General features: G+C 30.8%; 24 protein-coding genes. 2 read left to right on the plus strand and 22 right to left on the minus strand.

Annotation, left to right across the window (positions count from 1 at the left end):
- Positions 1-23: 23 nt before the first annotated feature.
- Positions 24-239: a hypothetical protein gene (locus HYG84_RS20265; RefSeq protein WP_334301095.1), complete on the minus strand. Its 216-nt coding sequence runs from the start codon at positions 237-239 to the stop codon at positions 24-26.
- Positions 240-1,550: 1,311 nt separating this feature from the next.
- Between HYG84_RS20265 and HYG84_RS04960 the strand changes: the two genes are divergently transcribed.
- Positions 1,551-3,254 (plus strand): methyl-accepting chemotaxis protein, encoded by a 1,704-nt coding sequence (locus HYG84_RS04960; RefSeq protein WP_212381016.1) that lies wholly within the window; start codon positions 1,551-1,553, stop codon positions 3,252-3,254.
- 484 nt (positions 3,255-3,738) lie between these two features.
- Here the strand turns inward: HYG84_RS04960 and glmS are convergent, their stop codons facing one another.
- The 3 genes from glmS to HYG84_RS04975 form a co-directional block, all read right to left on the minus strand.
- Positions 3,739-5,568, minus strand: a complete 1,830-nt coding sequence (glmS, locus tag HYG84_RS04965; protein WP_212381017.1) for a glutamine--fructose-6-phosphate transaminase (isomerizing) — start codon at positions 5,566-5,568, stop codon at positions 3,739-3,741.
- Positions 5,569-5,955: 387 nt separating this feature from the next.
- Complete coding sequence (locus tag HYG84_RS04970; protein ID WP_212381018.1) at positions 5,956-6,192, minus strand: Spo0E family sporulation regulatory protein-aspartic acid phosphatase; 237 nt, start codon at positions 6,190-6,192, stop codon at positions 5,956-5,958.
- Between the two features lie 28 nt (positions 6,193-6,220).
- Entirely contained in the window at positions 6,221-6,451 is a 231-nt protein-coding gene (locus HYG84_RS04975) for a helix-turn-helix domain-containing protein (RefSeq protein ID WP_212381019.1), read from the minus strand.
- A 179-nt stretch (positions 6,452-6,630) separates the two neighbouring features.
- Between HYG84_RS04975 and HYG84_RS04980 the strand changes: the two genes are divergently transcribed.
- Positions 6,631-7,005: a helix-turn-helix domain-containing protein gene (locus HYG84_RS04980; protein ID WP_212381020.1), complete on the plus strand. Its 375-nt coding sequence runs from the start codon at positions 6,631-6,633 to the stop codon at positions 7,003-7,005.
- 218 nt (positions 7,006-7,223) lie between these two features.
- On the opposite strand, the gene HYG84_RS04985 is transcribed toward HYG84_RS04980, so the two are convergent.
- The 18 genes from HYG84_RS04985 to buk form a co-directional block, all read right to left on the minus strand.
- Positions 7,224-7,694: a hypothetical protein gene (locus HYG84_RS04985; protein WP_212381021.1), complete on the minus strand. Its 471-nt coding sequence runs from the start codon at positions 7,692-7,694 to the stop codon at positions 7,224-7,226.
- The gene (locus tag HYG84_RS04990; RefSeq protein WP_249168720.1) at positions 7,682-8,032 is read right to left on the minus strand and encodes a YtrH family sporulation protein; all 351 of its coding nucleotides are present in this window, start codon (positions 8,030-8,032) and stop codon (positions 7,682-7,684) included. Before HYG84_RS04990 ends, HYG84_RS04985 begins: the two co-directional genes overlap by 13 nt.
- A gap of 324 nt (positions 8,033-8,356) precedes the next feature.
- Positions 8,357-9,220, minus strand: coding sequence for a diguanylate cyclase (locus tag HYG84_RS04995; RefSeq protein WP_212381022.1), 864 nt, complete (start codon positions 9,218-9,220; stop codon positions 8,357-8,359).
- Positions 9,214-9,567: a hypothetical protein gene (locus HYG84_RS05000; RefSeq protein WP_212381023.1), complete on the minus strand. Its 354-nt coding sequence runs from the start codon at positions 9,565-9,567 to the stop codon at positions 9,214-9,216. The genes HYG84_RS04995 and HYG84_RS05000 overlap by 7 nt, the downstream gene beginning before the upstream one ends.
- Before the next feature lie 646 nt (positions 9,568-10,213).
- On the minus strand, positions 10,214-11,998 hold the full coding sequence (ade, locus tag HYG84_RS05005; protein ID WP_212381024.1) for an adenine deaminase: 1,785 nt from the start codon (positions 11,996-11,998) through the stop codon (positions 10,214-10,216).
- Positions 11,999-12,038: 40 nt separating this feature from the next.
- Positions 12,039-13,274 (minus strand): M20 family metallo-hydrolase, encoded by a 1,236-nt coding sequence (locus HYG84_RS05010; RefSeq protein WP_212381025.1) that lies wholly within the window; start codon positions 13,272-13,274, stop codon positions 12,039-12,041.
- 53 nt (positions 13,275-13,327) lie between these two features.
- Positions 13,328-14,032, minus strand: coding sequence for a purine-nucleoside phosphorylase (gene deoD, locus HYG84_RS05015; protein WP_212381026.1), 705 nt, complete (start codon positions 14,030-14,032; stop codon positions 13,328-13,330).
- 175 nt (positions 14,033-14,207) lie between these two features.
- Entirely contained in the window at positions 14,208-15,143 is a 936-nt protein-coding gene (locus HYG84_RS05020; RefSeq protein WP_212381027.1) for an ABC transporter permease, read from the minus strand.
- 1 nt (position 15,144) lies between these two features.
- A complete protein-coding gene (locus tag HYG84_RS05025; RefSeq protein WP_212381028.1) occupies positions 15,145-16,233 on the minus strand; it encodes an ABC transporter permease in 1,089 nt (362 codons plus the stop codon).
- Complete coding sequence (locus HYG84_RS05030) at positions 16,226-17,779, minus strand: ABC transporter ATP-binding protein (protein ID WP_212381029.1); 1,554 nt, start codon at positions 17,777-17,779, stop codon at positions 16,226-16,228. Before HYG84_RS05030 ends, HYG84_RS05025 begins: the two co-directional genes overlap by 8 nt.
- A gap of 77 nt (positions 17,780-17,856) precedes the next feature.
- Positions 17,857-18,984: a BMP family ABC transporter substrate-binding protein gene (locus HYG84_RS05035; RefSeq protein WP_212381030.1), complete on the minus strand. Its 1,128-nt coding sequence runs from the start codon at positions 18,982-18,984 to the stop codon at positions 17,857-17,859.
- A 216-nt stretch (positions 18,985-19,200) separates the two neighbouring features.
- Positions 19,201-20,625 carry a sigma-54 interaction domain-containing protein gene (locus HYG84_RS05040; protein WP_212381031.1) on the minus strand — a complete coding sequence of 475 codons (1,425 nt, stop codon included), beginning with the start codon at positions 20,623-20,625 and terminating at the stop codon, positions 19,201-19,203.
- A 407-nt stretch (positions 20,626-21,032) separates the two neighbouring features.
- A complete protein-coding gene (locus tag HYG84_RS05045; RefSeq protein WP_212381032.1) occupies positions 21,033-21,494 on the minus strand; it encodes a GNAT family N-acetyltransferase in 462 nt (153 codons plus the stop codon).
- A 406-nt stretch (positions 21,495-21,900) separates the two neighbouring features.
- A complete protein-coding gene (locus HYG84_RS05050) occupies positions 21,901-22,095 on the minus strand; it encodes a GNAT family N-acetyltransferase (RefSeq protein WP_212381033.1) in 195 nt (64 codons plus the stop codon).
- A complete protein-coding gene (locus HYG84_RS20500) occupies positions 22,092-22,223 on the minus strand; it encodes a hypothetical protein (RefSeq protein WP_256442578.1) in 132 nt (43 codons plus the stop codon). Before HYG84_RS20500 ends, HYG84_RS05050 begins: the two co-directional genes overlap by 4 nt.
- 65 nt (positions 22,224-22,288) lie before the next feature.
- Entirely contained in the window at positions 22,289-23,110 is an 822-nt protein-coding gene (locus HYG84_RS05055; protein ID WP_212381034.1) for a GNAT family N-acetyltransferase, read from the minus strand.
- A gap of 297 nt (positions 23,111-23,407) precedes the next feature.
- A complete protein-coding gene (locus HYG84_RS05060) occupies positions 23,408-24,637 on the minus strand; it encodes an aspartate aminotransferase family protein (protein ID WP_212381035.1) in 1,230 nt (409 codons plus the stop codon).
- A 110-nt stretch (positions 24,638-24,747) separates the two neighbouring features.
- Positions 24,748-25,830 (minus strand): butyrate kinase, encoded by a 1,083-nt coding sequence (gene buk / locus HYG84_RS05065; protein ID WP_212381036.1) that lies wholly within the window; start codon positions 25,828-25,830, stop codon positions 24,748-24,750.
- Between the last annotated feature and the right edge of the window lies 1 nt (position 25,831).

Here is a 25,831-nt window from a genome sequence, read left to right on the forward strand (position 1 = left end):
TAAAAACCCTTGCCAGTAGGCCCCTATTTGAATTTACTGACCCCTTCTTTCTCATCAGTAATTTGAACCCCACTATAACCATCTATTGACTTAACAAAGATCTGATTTTTCTTATTATCCCCGTCACCAACTGGGCTAAGGTATGCGATATCTCTAGAATCTGGAGACCATAATGGGTACGTACTTTCTATATCCCTAGTTGTCAATGGGCAACATTGCCCCTTATCTTTTTTATATATCCATACATGATTCTCATATTTATTGTCTTTCCAGTTAGCTGTCTTCTTAACAAATGCTACGTTTTGCCATCATCACTTATGTTTGTAACTGATAAAGTTGGTAATGAAATAATCTATTCTATACCTAGATATGTTTTTTCATTCATTTTCATTAATAAACCCCCTAGTTTTAATTCCTTCTAGACTTGTTGCTCTTCCCAAAGATAGGACATCCTGAATCTTTATCCATGGTTTATAATTTTGTCCAACTCCTTGCCCCTACCCTCATCTTATATTTTTTTATTTTATCTTATCCTCATTTATATTTCTTTTTCTTTTAGACAAAAAAATCACCCCTCTATGGTATATATTACCATAGAGGGGTGATCTTGATTCAATTTTTTTAAAGCGGCTTAACTTTTTTTAAAAACTACAATAAATTGTAGGTTTATAAAAAAGTTTGATCAAAATAATCTATTAATCTGTTGATTTTCCGTAAGAATAAGAGCTAAATTTTGAAAAAAGTTTAATCAAAATTTAGTTTTAGTTTTTTTAAATACTATTTATTTTTGTAAAAAAGTTTGATTATTTTTATAATGCTAATAATATAAAATTTATATTATATTTCGATTATAGTATTTACTCTCTAGTATATACAACTCAATTGATTATATACTTAATAATATATAAATATAACCAATATTTATGGTTGATTCATTCTACTTAGCTGTGATCTTATAACACCATAATATCAGGATCTTACAATTGTATGTTCTAATATTGCATACTAATATTTCTAAGCCTTCTATATCTATTATATAGACACATGACATTAAAAAAGTTATTATAAATTCATCGCAAAATATCGTAATATTGCACTAATATGGTGTTAATATAAATGAATCATGGAGAAAATAATATAAATTATTCATAAAACCAAATGATCTTAGGTCAATATAATGTAAAACTATAACTTACTTACTAATAAAATTAAACTATAAATAAAACTACTCTACTATTTAAGCTGATAGAACCTATAAATGAATCATTTTAATGGTACGATGAACCTGTCCCCACTTCCCCCTTTTTAAAATCTTATATAAAATCCTACTGATTTAACTATCGGTAGGATTTTATTATTTTTACTTATTTTTAATCACTATTTACATATCAGATTACATATAATTATCGAAATTTTAAAAAGAAAAGAGGAATATATAGAATAATGGTGAAATTAATATTAAATAATACGTTTTGGGTACTATTTAAATATAATCGAAGGGATTTATTAGATAAAAATTTATTAATACAACCTATAAGGAGGACATATAAATGTTAAGAAATTTAAAAATAGCAAAAAAACTTAATTTTGCATTTTTATTAATTATAATTCTGGCTCTAATAATTGGTAGTTTAAGTATAATATACTTAAATGAATTGGAAAATTCAATAATTAATTTGTATAATCGTCCATTTACAGTTAGAGGAGCAGTTTTACAAGCTGAACGTGATATAATTAAGATACATAGAGAAATGAAAGATATTTCTATGGGTACAACTCTTTCTAGAATTGAAAACTCAGAGAAAATAATTAATGAACTTGAGAAAAATATATATGAAGATTTTGATATAATATACGATCGTTTTGCCGGAGATATAAGCATGGTAGATGAAGCCTATAATGCATTTAAAAATTGGAAGCCTATTCGAGATGAAATAATTGAATTTATAAAAGCTGGTGATGTAGAACAAGCTGCATTAATAACTCAACAAAAAGGTGGCAATCAAGTTCGACTAGTAGAAAGCTTTCTAGGACCTATACGCGACCTTGCATTTAATAGAGCTGAAGAGCTATATCAAACTGCAGGAATAACAGTTGCGACTTCTAGAAATATTATTATTGTTACTTTAGTTTGTATTGTTTTATTTTCTCTAATTACTGCTATTGTAATAACAAGGTCAATAACAAAACCCATACAGGAATTACAGAATATTATGGGGCAAGCAGAAAATGGGGATTTAACAGTTCAGGTTCTGGTAAATAGTAAGGATGAAATTGGGGAACTAAGTAATAGCTTTAATACAATGATAGGAAATATAAGAAAACTATTTAATGAAACTGTAGATATAATTGAAAAAGTAGAAAACTCTTCAGATATAATTGCTACATCAGTAGAAGAGATTGGACAATCAAGTAATGAGGTTTCAAAAACAATTCAAGAAATTGCTATGGGTGCTACAAATCAAGCGCAGGAAACTCAAGAAACCTCTAATATAACAAATACATTAGCTGAAAGAATAGAAAGTATTAAGGAAAACTCTATAAAAACTAGCAGTAGTATTACTGAAATGAGAGGCAAAACTGATTTAGGTATTCAATCCATCGCTACACTTAAGGATGGGTTCAGTAAAAATATTGAGGCTGCTCAAAATGCAAATAATGGAATCAAAGAACTAACTCATAAATCTCAATCTATTGGAATGATTGTAGATACTATTAACTCTATTGCAGAACAAACTAACTTATTAGCATTAAATGCTGCAATAGAAGCAGCAAGAGCAGGAGATGCAGGTAGAGGATTTGCAGTTGTAGCAGAAGAAGTAAGAAAACTAGCAGAGCAAAGCTCTACAGCTACTAGTGAGATTCAAAAGATAATTGATGAAATAAGAATGATCATAGTGAATACACAAGATAAAATGAACTATACAGTAGATGCTGTTAATAATGCAAATGATGCGTTAATTCATACAGAAAAGGTTTTTACGGATATAAACGTTGCCACAGATGATGTATCTGAAAATATTATTTTCTTAAATCAATATATTGAAGATATCGATAGTGCTAAAAGCAGAGTGTTACAATCCATAGAAAGTATTTCAGCTATATCAGAAGAATCTGCAGCATCAACTCAACAGGTAAGTGCATCTGCTGAAGAACAGACAGCTTCAGTAGATGAGGTTGTAGCAACTATGCAAGAGTTAAATAATACTGTAAAAATATTATCAAGTGCTATTAGTGTATTTAAGTTGAAATAGTATGAAGATTTGATTAAATCGATATATTCCTCTACTGGAGTTGATTAATAATTATCGACTCCAGATTTTTCGTTGTGATATAGTTCTTGTAAAAATTTACTTTTGTTACGTATTTAAGTGATGTAGCTTTCCATTAGGATAATGACTGTATTGCAGTACTTATTAAATATTATTATGAATAAGTGGCACGATGGACCTGTCCCCACTTCCCAACGTAAAAGTTTTATAACTATAATTTATTCCGTTATTTCTAGTTTGTTAGTCTAATAAAAAATAATATATAAAATCACTATAATTGAGTAAATTACTCTGCCTTTAAACTATTATTAATAAAAATATAAAAAGCAGATCTTTTTAGATCTGCTTTTTATATCCATATTTTTAACATCTGTAAATGCGATTTTGATCTAAAAATATCAATCTTTTTTATAAATTATCAAACTTTATTTTAAATCGACAATAAATGTTTATAATTTGTCTCCCACTACTCCACAGTAACGGACTTTGCCAAGTTCCTTGGTTTATCTACATCACAATTTTTTCCTAAAGCTACATAATAGGATATTAACTGTAGCGGAATAATAGATAGTATACCTATAATCTCATCTATGGTATCGGGTATATAGATTACTTTATCTGCAGACTTTTCTATTGAAGTATTCCCTTCCTTTGAAACAGCTATTATATATCCTCCCCTTGCTTTTACTTCCCTTATATTGCTTATCATCTTATCATAAAGGTTATCTTGAGTAGCCAGAGCTATAACAGGTGTTCCCTCTTCTATTAATGCTAAGGTACCATGTTTTAACTCTCCTGCTGCCATAGCTTCTGAATGTATATAGGATACCTCTTTTAATTTTAAAGAACCCTCCATAGCTACATTGTAGTCTATTCCTCTTCCTATAAAAAATATATCATCCTGATTCATTATATCGGATGCAATATCCTTTACTTTAGAAATATCATTTAATATATACTCAACCTTTTCAGGAAGTTTTATGACCTCTTTCAAAACAGTATTATATTCACTATTACTTATATTTTCATTTAACTTTCCTAGATATAAGGCTATAATAGTAAAAGCAGCTACTTGGGTTGTATAAGCCTTTGTTGAAGCTACTGCTATTTCTGGCCCTGCCCATGTATAAAATACATCATCAGCTTCTCTAGCTATAGAACTTCCTACCACATTACATAAGGCTAGTGTTCGTGCACCTTTTTCCTTTGCAAGTCTTAATGCAGCCAACGTGTCTGCTGTTTCACCAGATTGACTTACAACTATCATTAAAGTATTTTCATCTATAAATGGATTATTATATCTAAACTCTGACGCTACATCTGTTAACACAGGTATTTTAGCATACTTTTCTATTAAACTTTTTCCTACTATTCCAGCATGATAGGCTGTACCACAGGCAACTATATATATTTTATTTATATTCTTTATATATTCCTTTCCAATATTAATATTATCTAGTCTAATACTACCATCCTTTGTTATCCTTGGAGAAATTGTATCCCTTAAGGCCTTTGGCTGTTCGAATATTTCTTTTATCATAAAGTGATCATAGCCACCCTTTTCCGCCTGATCTATATCCCAAGTTACCTTATAAATTTCCTTCTCCTTTACATTACCTTTAAAATCCATAATCAATATGCTATCTCTCTCTAATACTGCCATTTCTTCATTTTCTAATAAATATATTTTTCTTGTATAGTTTATAACTGCAGGTATATCTGATGCTATAAAGTTTTCACCTTCTCCTACACCAATGATTAAGGGACTATCTTTTCTTATAGCTATTAATTTTTCTGGTTCATCCTTTGACATTACTACAATAGCAAAGGCTCCTTCTAATCTTCCTATTGCTTTTTTTATTGCATCTAATAAATTTCCATTGTAGTAATAATCTATAAGGTGAGGGATAACCTCTGTATCGGTTTCTGATAAAAACTCATATCCCTTTTCCTGAAGCTCTTCCCTCAACTGATTAAAGTTCTCGATTATACCATTATGCACTACAGATATAGTTTTAGATGGATTTAGATGAGGATGAGAATTTCTATCTGATGGTTCTCCATGAGTAGCCCATCTCGTATGGCCTATCCCTAAGTTTCCTGTTATATTTACTTCTTTTATATTTTCTTTTAATATAGCTAGTCTACCTTTATATTTTTTCATTTCTATATTGTTATTGTCGTTCAGTATAGCTATACCAGCTGAGTCATAGCCTCTATATTCTAATTTTTCTAATCCGTCGATTAATACATTTACAGAATCTCTATTTCCTATATATCCTACTATTCCACACATATTATCACCTTTTTCTATTTGATTTTAGCCTTGCATTCTTTACAGTCGCTCATTAGCAAAGTTTAAACAAAGGCTTTATATTGCCTAGACCTTTGTTTATATTACCCATTAATCATTCTTTATATATCTTTCTATTTAGTTGAATAATAGTATCCATCAATTACTACAATTTAATTTTATTAAATATACAACCGTTGGTACAGAAAATATTTTATCATAAACATTTATCCTTTAAAAGTAAAAAAGAGGATTTTTATGGAATCTTTAATTATACTTATATAACAAATACTTGTATTACTGCCTTAAGAATACAATAAAATATAAAACAAACCACCCTATCTTGAATTGAAATTAGGTGGTTTTGTTTTTTCAGATGTATACTTTTATTTACTTTTTAATCATAATTTTAGATTTTAAATGTTTTTCCAAAAAAATATACTTTAAAATTATGTTATCTAACTTTCTACTTAGATCTAATATATCTTCTTTTACATTATTTTTTTCCACAGACACCAAAGCATTTAATCTGTCTTTTGTTTTTTCCATATCTTTCTTTAATTCTAATAAGTCACCATACTCTTTACTAATAGCAACTCCTTTATCATCATACTTATTCTTATTCATCAAAATAACCTCCCAAAATCTTTTATACTTATTCCTCTATACTCTTTTGCTTATTTTCTGTATCTTGACCAGTATTCATCAAAAGAATATTTTCTATCATATCTTTATATTTTGATCCTGATCTTTCTCCATATAAAATCATACTGAGATATGCTTCCGATGTTCCAACCTTTCTTGCTAGTGTTTTTTGTGTCATATTTAAATAAAATAATCGTTTCTTAACTTGCTCTCCAAAGTTAGTTAACTTTCTTTTTCTCACACAAAATCATCCCCCTGTTGCATAACAAAATTCATCATTCTCTTTTATAAGATATTTATGATACAATAATAAAGATTAAAAGTTAATCATAAGTCAATGTTATCTCTTTTATCAGATAATGTCAAATATTTTCGATGTTTTTTTCTGATTAAAGATATTTTATAGAAGGAGGTATTTCAATGGATACTATAGGAAAAAGAATTCGCTTTGCTCGTAAAGCTAATAATTTAACTTTAATTGATATAAACAAAATTACCGGACTATCTACCGGTAATCTTAGCGAACTTGAAAATGATAAGTTTTTACCCTCCGCAAATGCTTTAATACAATTTAAGAAAATATTTAATATATCTATAGATTGGATATTAACTGGCGAAGAGCCTGATCCTAACTTAAATCTTCAAAGTATTAAAGAAACAAAAGAAGAATATTTCTCTAGTCAATATACAGAAGACGAAAAACAGCTAATTGAATCCTATAGAAAATTAGATAATACAAGCAAACAAAACCTTTGGGGTTATTTAAATGTAGTTATTTCTTCTTATAACAAATAAGGCTTTTTTTATAACATAATGATTAATAATTAATCATTATACTTCTCTTTTACAAAGATTTATTTAATTTTACTTATTCCTAAGAATTAGTCACCAATAAAAAAACCTACAGACATTTATAGTATTGTCTGTAGGAGTCTTTGGCTTTACACAATTTTTATAGACTAAATCAACATTTCATTTATCTTGATTTTAATTGATTATTCTTATGAGAGCATTTATATTTCAACTTTTATAAAGATTTTTAATATCTCTGTTAATATTAATTTATTGATATGTAATCTATATTCCCTATCTTCTATCTTTAAAATTCTTTTATCTGCTACTTCTACAAGTATATCTGGATCAATATTTTTGACTTCTTTCCCTAATAGTGTACTGTATTTTTCTTTTATAGCTTTTTCTATTTCTATTTCATCTATTTCATCCATTTTATCTCCATCAAAAATTAAAATTATTTCTATATCCTTAAGTATAATATTTTGAGTATTAATTGATTTTTCTAATTTTTCAAGTCGAGCATTTTTATCTTGAATGGTTGTTTCGAGGTATGCGATTTTTTTATAATGCATATCCATTCTATAACTAACTATAATAGACAAGATAGCTGCGCCTATTAATAGACCAGTTACTAAACCTGCTATAAAACATAAAATAAATTTTTGACCCTTCTTTTTTAGTTGCCCCATATTTCACCACACCTCTGGATCAACTTAATAAAACTATATCCTGTATTTGCCCCTAAAAGAGCTACTAATATATATATAATCTGCTTTATAATAGATTTGAGCTCACCTTCAAATAGACCTTTCTCTATTACCTCAAAAGAAGAAAACGTTCCACCAATAGCAATTGCCATTGCCCATATTTTAATAGAGCTAGATATATTAAGCATAAGCTTAAGTGGTGGATAATCCGTTATTATGGCTCCTATCCCTGCGAAAACACTTGCTCCAATTACTACGCCAAAAGCAATTAAAAAGTTATGTACTATACTGGTATAAAAGTTAGCCAATTTAATCACCATACCTTACAAAATATCTCTACCTTTAATTTCATAAAATAAACCCTTGTTATTTTTAATAATGGTCATTATAAAGATCTCTTTTTACAAGATATGATAAGAATACTGCCTTTATGTAAACTTAATCTATAAATTTTTAATTTTATATTTTTAATAATTAGTTTATAAAAAATAGTGCACTTATCTTCAATTCCTTTAAAATATAGTTAAGTGAATAACATAATATAAAAGAAATTAAATTAAGTGCACATTAATAATATCCATTCTTAAATTAATAAATGTCTACCAAGTTTTTATAAAAATAATTCTAGTAAACATTCAGCCTGTTTATGCGATTGCATCTATATCAATGTTCTTAATACTAATAGAATTATAACCTTTTTGTTTTGCTCTCGTAGACGATAAACTTGCGGTATTAACCATGTTAATTATTAATTCTAAAATATTGTCTGCTTTTTTATTATGTGTGCTACAACCTGTAATACCAATTGATGCAGAAACTTGTATATTATCAGGGAAAATGTATGAGTTTATAGCCTTTATGATATTCTGAGCAAGTCTTTTACTATCATCTATAGAATATGGAGTTACTACTGCAAATTCATCTCCTGCATACCTGCACAAATAAGAATCTTTGTTAATACTTTTTTTCAATATATCTGCTACTTTTTTCAATACGGAATCTCCAATTGTATGTCCATATCTTTTATCTATATATCCAAAATTATCTAAGTCAATAAATATTATAGATATATTATCCTCACTTTTAAAAAGATTATATGCATTGTAAAAAATATAATCGCTTTTATATAATCCTGTTAGCAGATCAACAGATTTTCCTAATTCTATACTTAAGATCATCCTAGTTAAGTATCCTATAATCTCATTTTCATCCTGGACAAATATAACTTCGACATCTTTATTTAACTCAAATATTTTTTTTGTTTCCCATACAGATGTAGAAAAATCAACACAAATATATTTATCAGACATAACATCAGCAGCTATTCTATTAGGGTGGGCAACTACAAGTTCTTTTTCTGTAATTACGCCCACAATTTTATCGTTATCATAAACAGAGAAACATTTTATACTTTGTTCATAAAAGATATTTTGAATTTTTTTTACGCCAGTTAAGACATCAACCTTCATTAATTTTTTTTCTGATATATCTAAAACTTTTTTTACCATAAATCAATAGATTTGCTAACATTAAGAGTTATTCGTATCTGAGCTCTTATAATCATAGTATCGTTAGCAATTTTTCCTCCTTCTTCCATTATCATTTTAATGAGTTTGTCTTGAGGAAGCATATTTAATAAAGATTTTCTTACCACAATTGCTTCAAAATACCTATCTTCAATTCTTACTATTTCATATTGATCTGGAGATAATATATCTACCATTCTTCTTGCCGCCTCTGGTCCAATTGGAGCTCGTTTTCCAACTATTAATACATCTTGCATAGGAGGTACTTCGAACTCAGAAAAACGCATATTAATTTCTGCTTTTTTGTTTCCTTCAATTCTACTTTCCAAGGATCTATCACCTTCCCTATAACTTGTAAATTACTTATATTGCTTTGTTTAAATTCTTTATTTTATATGTTAAGCCTCCCTGTCATTGAATTGTTGCAGAACTAAAAACAAAAATCTTTTTCCAACAAAAATAAAAATGGTGATATAAACTAAATTTTATTAATTTGGCGCCTTAATTAACGTTAACAGAAAACATTATTTTTGTCTTGTTTTTTAATATTATTCCTTATCAAATAATATATTAATTTATCAATAGGACTTTTATCTTATTTTATCAAAATTAATTGAATTTTGGTGGATTTTATTTTTACATTTTTCGACATTCTATATTTGAAAGACTCCATATAGAATAAAACTCATCTAGTTTATATTCATATATTTAAACTATAAATTACTTTTTAATGACTTTATACATGTATAATGAAACATTCTTTTAAGTTTACCCATATATATATCATTAAATCTTTATATTTTCATATTATTTAAATTGTATAATATAGTTATAGTAAAAACTAATATAATTCGGGTAATTTAAAGATGTAGTATTAATAATAGTAGATAAAATATGTATGGAATAGGATAAGGAAAAAACATGATTTAATGATAACTATATACTTCATTAAATCATGTTTTTGATAGACTTTTTTTATTTTACAAAAAAGGTAACGAGCTTTTGATCAGTAACTGATACTAACCCTAAATCAGTTATTTTTGCATTTGGTACAACTGGTAAAGCAATAGTGGCTATTCTAAGAAGTGGATTTTTATTATCTATACCTAAACCCCTTATAGATTCCTTCATTCTAGATATAACCTTATCAAGCTCTCTAGCAGGTAACGGTGACATAAGGCCTGCTATTGGTAAAGGTAATATATCTAGTACCTCTCCATCTAAAGCACAGGATATGCCCCCCTTACTTTCTATAATAGCATTAACTGCTACTAATGCATCTTCTTCATTTGAAGCCACAACAGTTACATTATGACTATCGTGAGATACTGTCCCTGCTATTGCACCTTTTTTAATACCAAAGTTTCGTACTAACCCTATACTTTTATTTCCTTTTCCATATCTATTAAATACGACTACAATATTTAAATCATCGTCATGACTTGTATCAAGATATCCATTTTTTATAGGAATATCTTCGACTTTATACTCAGTTAAAGATGAATTTATTGATAAATAATTTATAACTCTAACTGACACATGACCCTTTTCTTCCTCAACCTTTACCTTAAAATCTTCTTCTGTAGGTTGCTTTAAATTAACTGTATTTATCTTTTCAACGTCATACTCTTTATGTTCTATGTCTACTAATAGTTTTCCGCCCTTGGCAACAAGTTCTCCCTTGCAAAATACGTACTCAGGTCTCATATCTTTCAAATCTGGTATAAGTAAAATATCTGCAGTATAACCAGGTGCTACTGCGCCTAAATTCTTTATGCCGAGAGAGTTTGCTGCTTGGATAGTAGCACATCTTATGGCATATACTGTATCTAACCCAGCCTCTATAGCCTTTTTAACTGCAAAATTTATATGACCATCTCTTAAAATATCTCCTGGCTCTCTATCATCACTGCATAATGTCATATTTGGCGGATAACAAAAGTCTTTCATTGCTGATACTATGTCTAACACATTTTGAGACATAGAGCTTTCTCTAGCATCAACTGTCATACCCATTCTAAGTTTATCTCTAGCCTCTTGCCCAAAGCGAGATTCATGGTCATTATTCGGGCCTGCACATATGTATGCAGACAGATTTCTTCCTTTAAGCATAGGTGAGTGTCCTTGGATGAAAACATTCTTTTTCTCTGCCAGCTCAAGAATTTTTACCATTCTTTCACTGTTATTTATGACTCCGTTAAAATCCATAACTTCACCAAGCCCAATTACTCTTTCAAGTTTTAGCAGTTTGTCTATATCGTCAGCTAGAAAAGTAGCACCTGAATTTTCTAGTCCAGGTACAGCTGGAATGCAAGATGGAGCTAGAATATAATTTCTAATAGGAAGATTTTCGCTTGCTTCATGCATATACTCTACAGCATCTATACCTAATACATTTCCAATCTCATGAGGATCGGTTATTATAGTTGTTGTTCCATGAGGTACAACAGCCTTTGCGTAATTAGCTGGAGTAAGCATACTACTTTCTATGTGAAGATGAGTGTCAATTAATCCAGGAACAGCAAACATTCCCTTACCGTCTATATATGTTTTGCCTTCCATTTCATTTCTATTTTCTTCAGTACAATCAGGATCAGCTTCAATATGAGCAATAAATCCCTCATATATACCTATATCAGCAGAATATATTTCTCCAGTGAATACATTTACTAACCGAGTATTTTTTATAACAATATCCATAGGTCTTTTTCCTATAGCTGCCTCAACAAGCTCTATTCTGTTTCTTACCGGTATTTTCAATATAATGCTCCTTTCTGGCTATTTTTATATAATAAAGATACTATTTGGCCAGCTCTATTATCGTATCCAGCAGTATATCGCAGCCTAGCTTTATATCCTTAGAGTCAGTCATTTCTTCTGGCACATGACTTCTACCATTTATACTAGGAACGAAAATCATACCTACATCTGTAATATCTCCTAACATACAAGCATCATGTCCAGCCCCACTATTCATCATTTTATATGTTATATTTCTGCTTTTAGCAGAGTTCTCTATCGTCCTAATTACTTTATCTGCTAAAGTAATCCCTTCTCCCTCACCTGTAAGTTCCATCTTGGCAGTTACATTATATAGTGCTGATATTTCATGTACTTTTTTCTCGATCTCCTGTGCTGTAATATCTACACCATCTTTAGTCACGTCTCTAATATCAATAGTAAAATAGACACTCTCTGGAATTACATTAAGGACATTAGGATAACAAAGTATTTTTCCTACTGTACCTACAGTACTTGGATATGCCTTTTCTTTTATAATACTATCTATGGAGGATATGACTTTTGAAGCTGCTGCCATAGGATCTTGTCTAAGGTTCATAGGAGTTGCCCCAGCATGATTTGCCACTCCTTTAAATTCCACACCATATCTTTTTACTCCAGCAATTGCTTTTACTATACCTATAGGAATCTTTTCTGAGTCTAATACAGAACTTTGTTCTACATGGACTTCTATCATAGCCTTTACATCTCCAAGTTTTAAAACATCATTTTGTATATTATCAGGGTTTAAACCAAATTTTTTTGCAGCTTCATACATGGATATCCCATCGTCATTATACATTTTTTTGTAATCTTCTACATTAAGTTTTCCTGTCATTCCCTTACTTCCAGCCATAGGTTTTCCAAAATTACAGCCTTCTTCTTCAACAAAAACAACTGCTTCTACAGAGTGAGTAAGTTTTATATTATTTTCAGTGAGCACTCTTAGTACTTCTAGACCTGCTACTACACCAACTACTCCATCAAATTTACCACCATGTTTTACGGTATCTATGTGAGATCCTGTCATTACAATAGGAGCCTTTGTATCACTACCATTATATCTCCCTCGTATATTTCCTATAGCATCTACTACTACATCTAAGCCCATCTTTTTCATCTCAGATATAATATATTCTTTAGCTAATCTGTCTTCGTTAGTATAGGAAAATCTGGTACATCCATTATTTGAATCGCTGCTATGTTCGTTTATTTTTTTGATATCATGTATTATTCTTTCGAGATTTGTTTCCATATTTTCAGTCCCCCAATATGTAACAGCATTAATTTTACTAATATATCAATTTTCTATTCTAATGCTGTTTTTAAAGCTATCTCAACCATATTGTTAAAGGTTTCTTGTCTTTCTTGAGCTGTTGTAAGCTCTTTTGTTATAATACTGTCACTCACTGTTAAAATTGATAATGCTTTTGCATTATACTTAGCTGCTACTGTATATAATTCGGCTGTTTCCATTTCAACAACTAATGTTCCATATTTTGCCCACATTTTCCATGCATCTGGATTGTCCCCATAAAATAAATCACTTGTAAGTACATTTCCTACTTTTACATTCATACCTAGGTCTTTTGAAATACCATGTGCTTTATTAAGAAGTTCAAAATTGGCTGTAGGTGCATAATCAAGTCCACTAAATCTAACTTTATTTGCACCAGAGTTAGTGGACGCGCTCATTGCTAATACAACATCTCTAACTTTTATATCTTCCTGCATTGAGCCACATGTACCAATTCTTATTAGATTTTTTACATCATAACTTTGTATTAATTCATTTACATATATAGATATTGAAGGTATTCCCATACCTGTTCCTTGAACAGATACTCTTTTGCCTTTATATGTTCCTGTATACCCGTACATTCCTCTTACTTCGTTATAACATACTGCATCTTCTAAAAAGTTCTCAGCTATATATTTAGCTCTTAATGGATCTCCCGGTAATAGAATAGTTTCAGCTATATCTCCTTTTTTTGCTCCTATATGAATACTCATGTTAATTCCTCCTCTTAATATTTAGATTTCACATTTCTAATTCACAGTTTCTTTTTTGTCCGATGACTTACAATTCCAAACCTTCCACTTTTTAAGTGTAACATAGCAATTGCATAGTCCCCGGATAACACAACTTTGCGTTCAGTGGGAGTAAAAACTCCCTCTGAACTAAGTATTAGTTTATATGCTTGCCTTTTAGTTTATTTACTTTGGACGTTTGATTAGAAGAGTAAACTATTAGTCCAATGATTGTTGATACATAGGGTATTGCTTGTATAAATTCTGACGGTATTCTTATTACCTGAATAGAATTGGATAATGCATCGGCAAGCCCAAAGAATAAAGACGCTATAAGTATTCCAAATGGAGTGCCTCCACCCATGGCCTCAGCCGCTAATGCTATAAATCCTCTTCCTGATGTCATATTTGTAGAAAACCATGAAACATATCCCATAGACATATATGCTCCACCTAATCCTGCTAATGCGCCACTTATTAGTAACGCAATGTATTGAATCTTTACCACATTTATGCCTACTGAATCAGCTGCGTCTTTATTCTCGCCTACTGCTCTTATCTTATAGCCTATAGGCATTCTGTATATAAGGAAGTATATTAATACGACTGCTATTAATGAAAAATAAGTTAAAACATTATGGCCAGATAAAATAGTTCCTATTACTGGTATTTTGTCTATAATAGGAAGTGTTATCTTTGGAAGTACATGACTCTTTAGGGATGAAGATATCCCCTTGTCGTGAGCAACTAGGTAAAGAACAAATACTGTCCCTCCACTTGCCATTAAGTTCAATGCTATACCTGATAAAATAATGTTAGTATTAAGCTTTAAGGAAGAGTAAGCTAGAATCATGGCAATTGCTATTCCTGCTAATACAGCTCCTAAAAGTCCAATCCAGGCACTATTAGTATACGCGCTAACTATTACTCCAGTAAGGGCAGATGTAAGCATAGTACCTTCAAGGGCAATATTATCTACTCCAGCTTTTTTAGATATCTGTGCTGCAAGAGCAGCAAAAAGTATAGGGGTTGTTACTCTCAATACAGCATATCCAAAACTAGCTGTAAAAATTGTTTCAAGTAATGCATTCATATTATATATCCCCCTTTACTACTACATTTTCAGTGTTATCCACAATAGTGCTTTTGGCTTCACTGTATATTTTTTTATTCTTCCAATGTGCTAAAAATCTTTCTGCTGCAATTAGTAATATCATTATTCCTTGAATAACTGCTACAACTTCACTTTGAACATCTGACATTCTAGACATTATATCAGCACCTGTTCTAAGATATGCTAGAAAAAAGGCTGAAATAGGTATCAGTGCTGGATTTCTTCTAGCTAAAATAGAAACTATAACACCATCCCATCCATACCCTGGAGAAGCTGACCATGAAAATCTCGTATACATTCCTAATACTTCTATGGAGCCTCCCATTCCAGCTATAAAACCTCCTATAGCCTGTGAATATAATATTACCTTTACTGCGTTAATCCCTGAATACTCAGCAAACTCTTTATTTTGCCCAACCATTCTTATCTCGTAGCCCCATCTTGTTTTATACAAGAAATAGTAGCAAAATATTATCATACCTATAGCTACAATTATTCCCCAGTGTATTCTAGTCTTTGGAACTATTGTCCCAAGTACTGCGGTTTCCTGAAACTTCTGCGAAACCATAGCGCCTGCATTTACATCTCTAAGATAATAATTGATTACAAACATTCCTATATAAAACACTATATAATTTAACATAAGTGATGATACAAATTCGTGAGCATTCCATTTAGTTTTAAGTACAGCAGGCAATAGACAGACAATACCTCCTACTATCCCACCAATTATTATAGCAACTGCTGGATGAATTCCAAATGGGAGTGTGAATTTAATAGCAATAACTGTTGCTGCAATGGAACCTATAAAGAAAGAACCCTCAGCTCCTAAGTTAAATTGTTTTGCTTGAAACATAATACTTATGGCTAAACCTGTGAAAATTAGAGGTATGGTAGCTTCAAGTACGTTACCAAAATGTCTCACTGATTTTAAAGGACCTGTTAAGAATGCCTTCAATGCTACTGTTGGTTCATTACTTATTGCAAAAATTATCAAAATTGCTATGGCTAGTGAAATAAATATTCCTAGGATAGTTCTTATCAACTCAAAATGTGTGTTTTTATTCATGAACTCCCCTCCTTACTTCTTCCAAGGATTGTCTTTTAATACCAAGCATATATAGTCCTAGCTCTTCTTCAGTAACTTTTGAAGCATCTTCAAAATATGCTACTATTTCTCCTCCATACATAACTATAAGACTATCGCTAAGCTCTAGTACTTCATTTAAGTCAGCAGATACAAGAAATATACTGCTCCCATTATCTCTAAGCTCTACTATTTTTTTTCTTATAAATTCTGTAGCACCAACATCTATACCTCTCGTAGGCTGATCTACAATAAGTAATTTAGGGTTCTTAGAAAATTCTCTTGCCACAACAACCTTCTGTATATTTCCTCCAGATAGCATTTTTACAATTTGATTTGGAGAATTACATTTAATCTTATATTCTTTTACTAACTCCTTTGAAAGCTCTTTAATTTTATTCATTTTAAGAAGTATTCTGCCTGTAAGCTCTGAAGAAGCATATTTATCTGATATCAGGTTCTGCTCTATACTTACATCTCCTGCAACACCATGTGTCATTCTATCCTGTGGCACATGGGAGGTTCCGAGATCTCTAATATTTTTAATACTCATATTAGATATATTCTGTCCAAGTATAGTTATATCTCCTTTTGTCGCCTTTTTTAGTCCGGTTATGATCTCTACAAGCTCTCCTTGGCCATTGCCCTCTACTCCTGCTATGCCTAATATTTCTCCACTTCTTAAATTAAATGATACGCCATTTACTGTAGCTTTTCCTATATCATTTATATACTTTAGATTTTTAACATCCAATACAACTTCTTTAGGACTGCACTTCTCCTTATTAACTGTTAAAATAACATCTCTTCCTACCATTAACTTTGAAATATCTTCTTCTGTTACATCCTTTACCTTAAATACTCCCATACTTCTACCATTTCGCATTACAGTAAGCCTGTCACAAAGTCTTTTTATTTCATTTAACTTATGTGATATAAATACAATAGTATGTCCATTTTCTTTCAAAAGTACTAGCTCCTGAAACAGCTCTTCAGTCTCCTGTGGCGTAAGTACCGCAGTAGGCTCATCTAAAATAAGTATTTCTGCACCCCTTATAAGTGCCTTTAATATCTCAACCTTCTGTTTAACACCTACTGGTATGTCTGCTACTAATGCATTAGGATCTACTTTTAAGTTATATTTTTTAGAAAGCTCTTCTATCATACTAATAGATTTTTCATTGTCCACTAGTATTCCCTTTGTAGGCTGTATTCCTAGTACTATATTTTCTGCCACTGTAAGGGATGGAACTAACATAAAGTGCTGGTGTACCATTCCTATTCCATTATCTATAGCAATTTTAGGTGAGGTAAGCTCTATCTTTTTTCCTTTAAGATATATGCTACCTTCCTGAGGTGTCTCAAGACCAAATAGCATCTTCATCAAAGTAGACTTACCAGCACCGTTTTCTCCCACTAAAGCATGTATTTCCCCTCGCTTAAGCGAAAAATTTACACCTTGGTTTGCTACAATCCCATTTGGATATATTTTTGTAAGATTTTCTGCTCTTAATATATCTTCATGCATTATATTATATTCTCCCCTCTCATGCTTCCACTAGTAAATAAGGTACACTCCAAGTGTACCTTATTACTACTACTCACCTATGGTCTTACAGAATCTCTTATTTGATTAAGTTCTTCGGTACTCATTCCCATAGCTGTTTTAACTTTGATCTCACCATTTATAAGCTTTTCTTTTATTTCTGATAACTCTTTTCTAATTTCTTCTGGCACTACTTCAGTATATATTTCATTTTCAGCTAATCCAACACACTCTTCTTTGAAACCTGTAACCTCAGTTTCTCCAAACTTTAATGTTCCTTCTTTATACATTTCTACAGCTCTTACAATAGAGTTATCTACTCTTTTTAATGCAGATGTAGTTATAAGTTTTGCTTTATCTATATCACTATCTTTAAACAGATGAGCTTGGTCAGAATCTACACCAATAACATAATTATTAGTCTCTTTAGCAGCATCAATCTGTCCTAATCCACCTTGTCCAGCAACATTAAATGCTATATCTACTCCTTGGTTATACTGAGCAAGTGACATTTCTTTAGCCTTTGCAGAATCTGAGAAAGCACCTACATAAGAAAGCGCAACTTTAACATCTTCATTTACATATTGAGCTCCTTCAATATACCCTACAAGAAAGTCATTAACAACAGGTACATCTACTCCACCTAAAAATCCAATAAGTTTTTGTTCATTGGCAAGAGGCATATCTGATGTTGTTACCTTAGATGCTAGTGCCCCCGCTAAAAAAGCAACTTCATTTTGTTTATAAAGTACTGAGTACACATTTGAGAAATCTCCAGTACTATAATCAACCTCTGTATCGAAAATTATATACTTTTTATCTGGATATTGGGGTGCAATATTGCTTAACGGCTCAGACATTTGCCATGTTCCTACTATAATAATATCCCAATCCTGCTCTGATACATCTTGTAAAGTTGGCTCCCATTTTGTAAGATCTTTACCCATTTCTATAGTCTTAGTTTCAACTTTATCACCATATTTTTCTTTTAATAGCTTCATTCCATTATCGGCAGAATCAAAGAAAGACTTATCTCCTAAGCTTCCGTTGATAAGCAGTGCTACTTTTAAAGTATCTTCCTGCTGTTCGTTGTTCCCCGCTGGTGCCCCAGTTTTACTTCCACATCCTACTAAAACAAGTGATATGGCAAGTAGTAAAGCTAAAAGAATACTTACTGACTTTTTCATTTAAATATCTCTCCTTTTCGTTTTTGTTTTTTAGCATTTCAACTTTTTGCATTTTATCATAAATAAAGCAAGAACTATGCCACTATCAGCATATCTTAATAGATTCTTCAAAGTGGGTCAACGCATGACCCTGTGATGTAATTTTATAAATCATAAGAGTATCATCTTATTTTTGATGAATATATTCATCATTTCGATGATATATTTCATCAATTGTTATACTCGGATATTATACTTATTAAGCTTTTTAACTACTGTGGATTGATCAACCTCTAATACTTCTGCCATCTTTCTTGTAGTTTTATATTTTTTGAGTGCATTATTAAGGATCTTTTTTTCTACAGCTTCTTTTGCTTGCTTTAAAGGCATTATATTATCATCTGCTATTCTTATTAAAACATTACCCTTAAGCAAGTTCTCGATATTTTCACTTCTTATTATTTCGTCAGTTGTTGTTAATATAAGTCTTTCTATAGTATTTTCAAGCTCTCTTATGTTTCCATGCCATGTATTTGACATAAAGAAATTATATGCTTCAGAAGAGATTTTTTTCGAAACACTATACTTAGCATTAAATTTTTCTAAAAAATAATTTGATAATATAGGAATGTCCTCTTTTCGCTCTCTTAAAGGCGGTATGTGAATTGGAACAACATTTAATCTGTAGAATAAATCTTCTCTAAACTTACCTTCACTAACAAGTACATCTAGGTTTCTATTAGTTGCAGATATGATTCTAGCATTGAATTTAATTGGCTTTGAACTCCCTAGTTTATAAAATATCCTTTCTTCTATTGCATGTAATAACTTTACCTGTAAATGCAGTGGTATCTCTCCTATCTCGTCTAAAAACAATGTTCCTTCCTCCGCAGCTTCAAATAATCCTTTCTTTCCTCCTTTGTTAGCACCAGTAAAAGCTCCTTCTACATAGCCGAATAGCTCAGACTCTAAAAGACTCTCTGGTATTGCGCCACAATTGACCTGTATAAATGGCTTATCTCGCCTATTGCTCACACTATGGATCAGTCTTGCTAATACTCCTTTTCCTACTCCTGTATCTCCGGTTATTAATACTGTAATGTCAACACTTGCTATCTGATGTACAAGCTTCATTATTTCATTTATAGGTGCACTTTTTCCTATTATAATATTTTTGTCTTTTGTATGCTGCTTAAATATTTCTTTTCTATACCAATCTAGCATTTCCTCAGTTTCATTCAGCTGCTTCTTTAGATTTTCTATTTCAGTAATGTCTCTAGAAATGCTAATAATTCTTATTAAATTACCACTATCATCAAACATTGGTATACCCGTAACCATTAGTCTTCTTCCTGCTCTTGTTGTCTGAATAAGAGTTACCTTTTCTTTATGTTGTGACACATATACCGCTGTAGATTTAGACAATATTCCTTTTTGTTCTAACTCTTTAGCACTTTTACCTATCATCTCTTCTTCAGGTATGCCAAATACTTTATGGCATGATTTACTAACTCTTAATATCACTCCTTCTCCGTCTGCAATAACAATTTCATCATAAGTACTGTCTAATATGAGCTTAAGCTCCTTATATATCTGCTTATAATGTTTCGCCTTATCTATACTATTCATGCTGCTTAGCTCCTCACTAATAATATCCTTCATATATAAGCCCCTCTTCATAATATATAAAATAGCATTTTGTAAGATTTCGATAATTTTCGACAATATTATATATTCTACCGTTAGTGATGATTTCCTGCATCAGTAAATTTCCTTTTTTTACAAAAAACCTTCAAAAGCACTAATAAGTGTGCCTCTGAAGGTTTGTAACAAATTCTCCTTTAATCACTGCAAAATTATTTTTACAATATAATAAAATTGTGCAATAAAATTTATTCTTTTGTCTGCTTTAAAATTACTGTTCTTTTGCATAATATAAAATTATTGTTAATTAATATCTTTCAGATAACTTTTCAGTAAATTAATGAACAATATTTTACAACTCAATATACAAATATTACAAATTAAATAATTATAAAATAGATATCAATACATAACCAATGCATTATTTATAAATCTATACTTAACCTAATCATATCAACACATTCTATTCCATTTTCTATTATTTTATCTGTATAATGCTTTTTAAAAAAATCTCTATCTATACCAACTATACGAAATCCACATTTTTGATAAAGTGCTAGTTGAGATATGCTGGAATTTCCTGTTCCGACTTCCAAAACCTTTGCCTTATCTTTCTTTGCGATATCTATTGCATTAAATATTAATCTCTTGCCTATTCCTTTGCCTTGATATTCCTCAACAACTGCAATATTTACAAGTTCTAAAGTTAATGGTCTTGTTCTTATCATTACATAGGCTCCAACAATATTATTATTAATATATGCAGCATACCAGCTTCCCCTATATATATAGTCATTAATTGTTTCAATTGATGGATCTGCCAAAAGAAGTAAATCATATGGGATCTTTTCATCACTGCTTAACTTTCTTATAATAATGTCATTCATATGTTCTCCTCCATATCTCCTATTTAACTTTTAATCTTACAAAAAATATTCTATTATCTTGATTTTAAGTATACTTAATTAAGTCAAATGACTTATTTATATAGTATAATTTCAAATGTGTCATGTATTATAACTATTCTTTATATAATTTTATTTTCCTCTTATATATTTCTTTATCTTTATTTACTGTGAACTATTATCTTAATATCTTTAGAGAATTATAGTGTAAAATCTAGAATCATAATCTTCTATCAGAAATATAAAAACCCCTACAGAATCACTCGTAAAAGTGAGTCTGTAGGGGCTTAACCTTTTGTGTAGGCGTTTTTATAAATTATTGATTTTGCTAGATTTGTATAGACCTTTTTATTTTACAATATAAAAAATTATATATCTATATTCATAATTAAATATATAAATCCATTAGTATTTCATCATCAAAACTACCATTTACATTAAAGTAATTTTTGTGTAATCCAATTTTTTGAAAACCAAATTTCTCATACAGTATAATTGCATTCTTGTTGCTTGCCTTAACACCTAGACTTATATTTCTTATTGTACCATATTCCTTTGCAAATCTTATTAATTCTTGCATCATTGCACTGCCAATTCCATTTCCCCAACAATCTTTTCGGCATCCTCTATTATAGGTTTCCTTAAAATTAACTGATTACCATCTTTTAATTGCTTTTCATTTAAAATATAATTTGATAAATCCTTACTCATACATATTTTCATCCTTTCACACATTATTTTTATACCACTTTATACCAACCCACTAACAAAGTCTCCTACTTGCACCTTATAATCAAGTAATCATCATAGTGCTGAAACCCTAATGCAGTATAGGCTTTGACAGCAGGTATATTATTCTTTTTGACAGAAAGAGTTGGCATCTTACCTTTTGCAATAATTCTACTACACATTTCAGATACAATTGCTTTACAGTAACCTTTACCTCTTTCCTCTTTAATTGTATATACACCGCCAATCTGGTTAATTTGTGGTGTATATGTCTGCACACATGCTTGTGCTACCATTTTACCGTCCTTTTCTACAATAATAAATTCCTCTTCTTCTCCTCTTTGTATCAAGGTTTTTCTTATGTCTTCCCTCGTTGAAAACTGATTAAATCCATTTATACGACCATCTAAAATAAAATCAACTACATCTTCACCACTTACTCCATCTACATTTATAAAATCTACTCCACCCAATATAAAAGGTTTAAAATTCCTGTTTGTAAAATAAGAACTTTCATCATATCCATTAATTTCTTTATAATCTTTAATTTCTTCATATAAGGGCTTTACGACATTTTCCATGCCTAGTAAAAATTCAAATTTTCTATCCTTCATAATTTCTGCAAATAAAGGCACAGCAGCGGTATGTTCGTAATGAGGTATACAACTACCAAGATTATAGAAAGGTAAGATGCCTTTTAATCCCTCTCCATTAAAGAATCCATAGTAATCTGCACATCTTCTTATGTCCTGTATATTATCAACACCAAATTCAATAATATTTGCATATAAGAATGATGTTTCAATCTCATTTCTTTGAAGATATTCCAGAATAATTTTTTTATCATCCTGTGTAAGTAATCTAATCATCAATACTCCCCCTAAAAATTTTATATTTTATTGTACAATAAAAAACCCCTCAGAATCACTCGTAAGAGTGACTCCGAAGGGTTATAGCCATTCGTGTAGGACTTTAGTAATCCCTATGCTGCTCACACATAAATGCTTAAGCATACTCACTTTTTATGTATTATTACATATATTTTCCATATTGTCAACTTGGTTTTGACCATTTATTTGTAATCTTTTTTACATATTTAATAAAAATGTAAAAGAGGTCATTGTATACTTTATTTGCTAAAACATATTATATTTTAGTTTTATATATTAGGCTTCTGCTGGAACTAATGCAACGGCTTCAACTGCTTCTTTTAATATATCAAAAGCTTGATCACAATGTTCTTTTGTTAAAATTAATGGTGGAACCATTCTGATTACGTTAGCGCCAATTGATGTAACAAGAAGTCGTCTAGCAACGCAATTACGTTTAATTTCAGCACTATTTAGTCCATCAAATTCTACTCCTACTAATAGACCTTTTCCTCTAACATCTTTAACATAAGGTAGATTTTTTAGTTTTTCCATGAAATATGCACCTATTTCTGCTGCATTATCTGCCAAATTTCTATCCAGCAATTCTTTAATTTGTGCATAAGCAGCAGCACAACAAACAGGGTTTCCACCATAAGTTGTTCCATGTGATCCCATTGAAAATACTTGTGCTACTTCATTAGTGGCACATATAGCTCCAATTGGCATACCTCCACCCATTGCTTTAGCCATTGATACTATATCTGGTTTAACTCCATAACTCATAAATGCCATTACATTACCAGTTCTGCACCATCCAGTCTGAATTTCATCAAAAAGCAAGAGTAGATTTTTTTCTTCGCAAAGTTCTTTAATTCCTTTAATAAACTCTGGAGTAGCAGGTCTAACCCCACCTTCGCCTTGAACTGGCTCAAACATAATTGCAATTGTATCTTCTGTAACTAGATTTCTAAAAGATTCTACATCGTTAAAATCAGCATATGAGAATCCAGGCAGCATAGGCTTAAATCCTAACTGGCAAGCATTATCTGGTTGACCAGTTGCTGACATTGCTCCATAAGTTCTACCGTGAAAACTACTTTTTGCTGTTATAATATGATATTTGTTAGGTCCATATTTATCAGTTCCATACTTTCTTGCCATTTTAATCATAGCTTCATTTGCTTCAGTTCCTGTACTTTGGTAGAAGATTTTATCCATTCCTATAGCTTCACAAATTAATTGTGAAAGCAAAGCTTGTGGTATTGTATAGGGATAGTTAAAAGTATGAATTATATCATCAAGTTGATCTTTAACAGCAGCTACTACCTTTTCATTACGGTTTCCTGCACTATTTACTGCAATACCACCATAGAAGTCTAAGTATGCATTTCCTTCTTCATCATATAAATACATTCCATCTGCCTTTTCAGCAACAAAGTCAAATCTTTCATAAGTTTCAATCATGTACTTATTGGTCAAGGCTTTAATGTCTTCCTTTGTTAAATTAACATCTTTTAGTTTCAATTCAAATCCCCCTCTTAAACTATTTTTATTTTATACTTTCCTAAAAAATATAATTTATATCTCTATTACTATAAAAATATTAAGCTCATAATGATTTGAACATGTTTAATTTAAGTATTCGGATATGTTTGAATGGACTCTTTTCCTTCTAATACTCGCAGTACTCCCGAAGCTAGTGCTTCCATTTCATGTTCTCCTGGAAATATTTTTACAGGAGCAAGAAAACCTACTCTATCTTTAATCCAACTCATAAGTAGTTTATCGTGAGCAAGTCCTCCTGTTAACAAAATAGAGCTTACATTACCTTTAAGTACGGCAGATGCTGCACCTATTTCTTTTGAAATTTGATATGCCATAGCCTCGTATATTAACTTAGCATGCCCATCACCACTTTCAATAAGCTTACAAACTTCTCGTCCGTCATTTGTTCCTAAATACCCTGCTAAACCACCACCGCCCACTAGCTCCTTAGTAATCTCTTCTTTACTATATTTTCCTGAAAAACATATATCAATAAGGGAACCAAAAGGTATACCACCACATCTTTCTGGAGACATAGGGCCATCCCCATTTAAAGCATTGTTAACATCTATTAACCTACCCTTTTGATGAACTCCTACAGATATACCACCACCTAAATGAGCAATTATAAAATTATAATCTTCATATTTGCCTCCCATTTCTGCCGCTGCTGCCCTCGCCACTGCCTTTTGGTTTAAAGGATGATCTTTAGACTTTCTTTCTATTAACGGAGTTCCTGATATTCTAGCTAGTGGTTCAAATTCATCTACAACAACTGGATCAACAACATATGCTTTTAGTCCTAATTCTTCAGCTATTGAGTAGGCAAGTCCTCCTCCTAAGTTTGAAGCATGCTGTCCCATAACCCCTATCTTTAAATCCTTTAACATCTCTTCATTAACTTCGTATGTACCGCCTACTACAGGTTTCATATTACCACCGCGACCTATAATAGCTGAAAATTTAGGAAAATCTATGTTTTTAGCTTCTAATGTTTTTATTATTAAATCTTTACGGAAATCAAATTGATCGTATATTGCCTCAAAGTCTTTTATTTCTTCAGAAGAATGTTTAATAGTTTCTGTCATCACCTCTTTATCATTTTCAAATATAGCTATTTTTGTTGAAGTTGATCCAGGGTTTATTATTAAAAAAGTATATAATTTTTTCATA

It is taken from the genome of Alkaliphilus sp. B6464 (assembly GCF_018141165.1).
In the GTDB taxonomy this organism is placed as follows: domain Bacteria; phylum Bacillota; class Clostridia; order Peptostreptococcales; family Natronincolaceae; genus Alkaliphilus_B.

What these genes read in the sequence shown, in the direction of transcription:
- HYG84_RS04960 (WP_212381016.1), top strand. Translation starts at nt 1,551, where the DNA reads ATGTTAAGAAATTTAAAAATAGCAAAAAAACTTAATTTTGCATTTTTA.
- glmS (WP_212381017.1), bottom strand. Translation starts at nt 5,568, where the DNA reads ATGTGTGGAATAGTAGGATATATAGGAAATAGAGATTCTGTAAATGTA.
- HYG84_RS04970 (WP_212381018.1), bottom strand. Translation starts at nt 6,192, where the DNA reads ATGAATAAGAATAAGTATGATGATAAAGGAGTTGCTATTAGTAAAGAG.
- HYG84_RS04980 (WP_212381020.1), top strand. Translation starts at nt 6,631, where the DNA reads ATGGATACTATAGGAAAAAGAATTCGCTTTGCTCGTAAAGCTAATAAT.
- HYG84_RS04985 (WP_212381021.1), bottom strand. Translation starts at nt 7,694, where the DNA reads ATGGGGCAACTAAAAAAGAAGGGTCAAAAATTTATTTTATGTTTTATA.
- HYG84_RS04990 (WP_249168720.1), bottom strand. Translation starts at nt 8,032, where the DNA reads ATGGTGATTAAATTGGCTAACTTTTATACCAGTATAGTACATAACTTT.
- HYG84_RS04995 (WP_212381022.1), bottom strand. Translation starts at nt 9,220, where the DNA reads ATGGTAAAAAAAGTTTTAGATATATCAGAAAAAAAATTAATGAAGGTT.
- HYG84_RS05010 (WP_212381025.1), bottom strand. Translation starts at nt 13,274, where the DNA reads ATGGAAACAAATCTCGAAAGAATAATACATGATATCAAAAAAATAAAC.
- deoD (WP_212381026.1), bottom strand. Translation starts at nt 14,032, where the DNA reads ATGAGTATTCATATAGGAGCAAAAAAAGGAGATATAGCTGAAACTATT.
- HYG84_RS05020 (WP_212381027.1), bottom strand. Translation starts at nt 15,143, where the DNA reads ATGAATGCATTACTTGAAACAATTTTTACAGCTAGTTTTGGATATGCT.
- HYG84_RS05025 (WP_212381028.1), bottom strand. Translation starts at nt 16,233, where the DNA reads ATGAATAAAAACACACATTTTGAGTTGATAAGAACTATCCTAGGAATA.
- HYG84_RS05030 (WP_212381029.1), bottom strand. Translation starts at nt 17,779, where the DNA reads ATGCATGAAGATATATTAAGAGCAGAAAATCTTACAAAAATATATCCA.
- HYG84_RS05035 (WP_212381030.1), bottom strand. Translation starts at nt 18,984, where the DNA reads ATGAAAAAGTCAGTAAGTATTCTTTTAGCTTTACTACTTGCCATATCA.
- HYG84_RS05040 (WP_212381031.1), bottom strand. Translation starts at nt 20,625, where the DNA reads ATGAAGGATATTATTAGTGAGGAGCTAAGCAGCATGAATAGTATAGAT.
- HYG84_RS05045 (WP_212381032.1), bottom strand. Translation starts at nt 21,494, where the DNA reads ATGAATGACATTATTATAAGAAAGTTAAGCAGTGATGAAAAGATCCCA.
- HYG84_RS05050 (WP_212381033.1), bottom strand. Translation starts at nt 22,095, where the DNA reads ATGATGCAAGAATTAATAAGATTTGCAAAGGAATATGGTACAATAAGA.
- HYG84_RS20500 (WP_256442578.1), bottom strand. Translation starts at nt 22,223, where the DNA reads ATGAGTAAGGATTTATCAAATTATATTTTAAATGAAAAGCAATTAAAA.
- HYG84_RS05055 (WP_212381034.1), bottom strand. Translation starts at nt 23,110, where the DNA reads ATGATTAGATTACTTACACAGGATGATAAAAAAATTATTCTGGAATAT.
- buk (WP_212381036.1), bottom strand. Translation starts at nt 25,830, where the DNA reads ATGAAAAAATTATATACTTTTTTAATAATAAACCCTGGATCAACTTCA.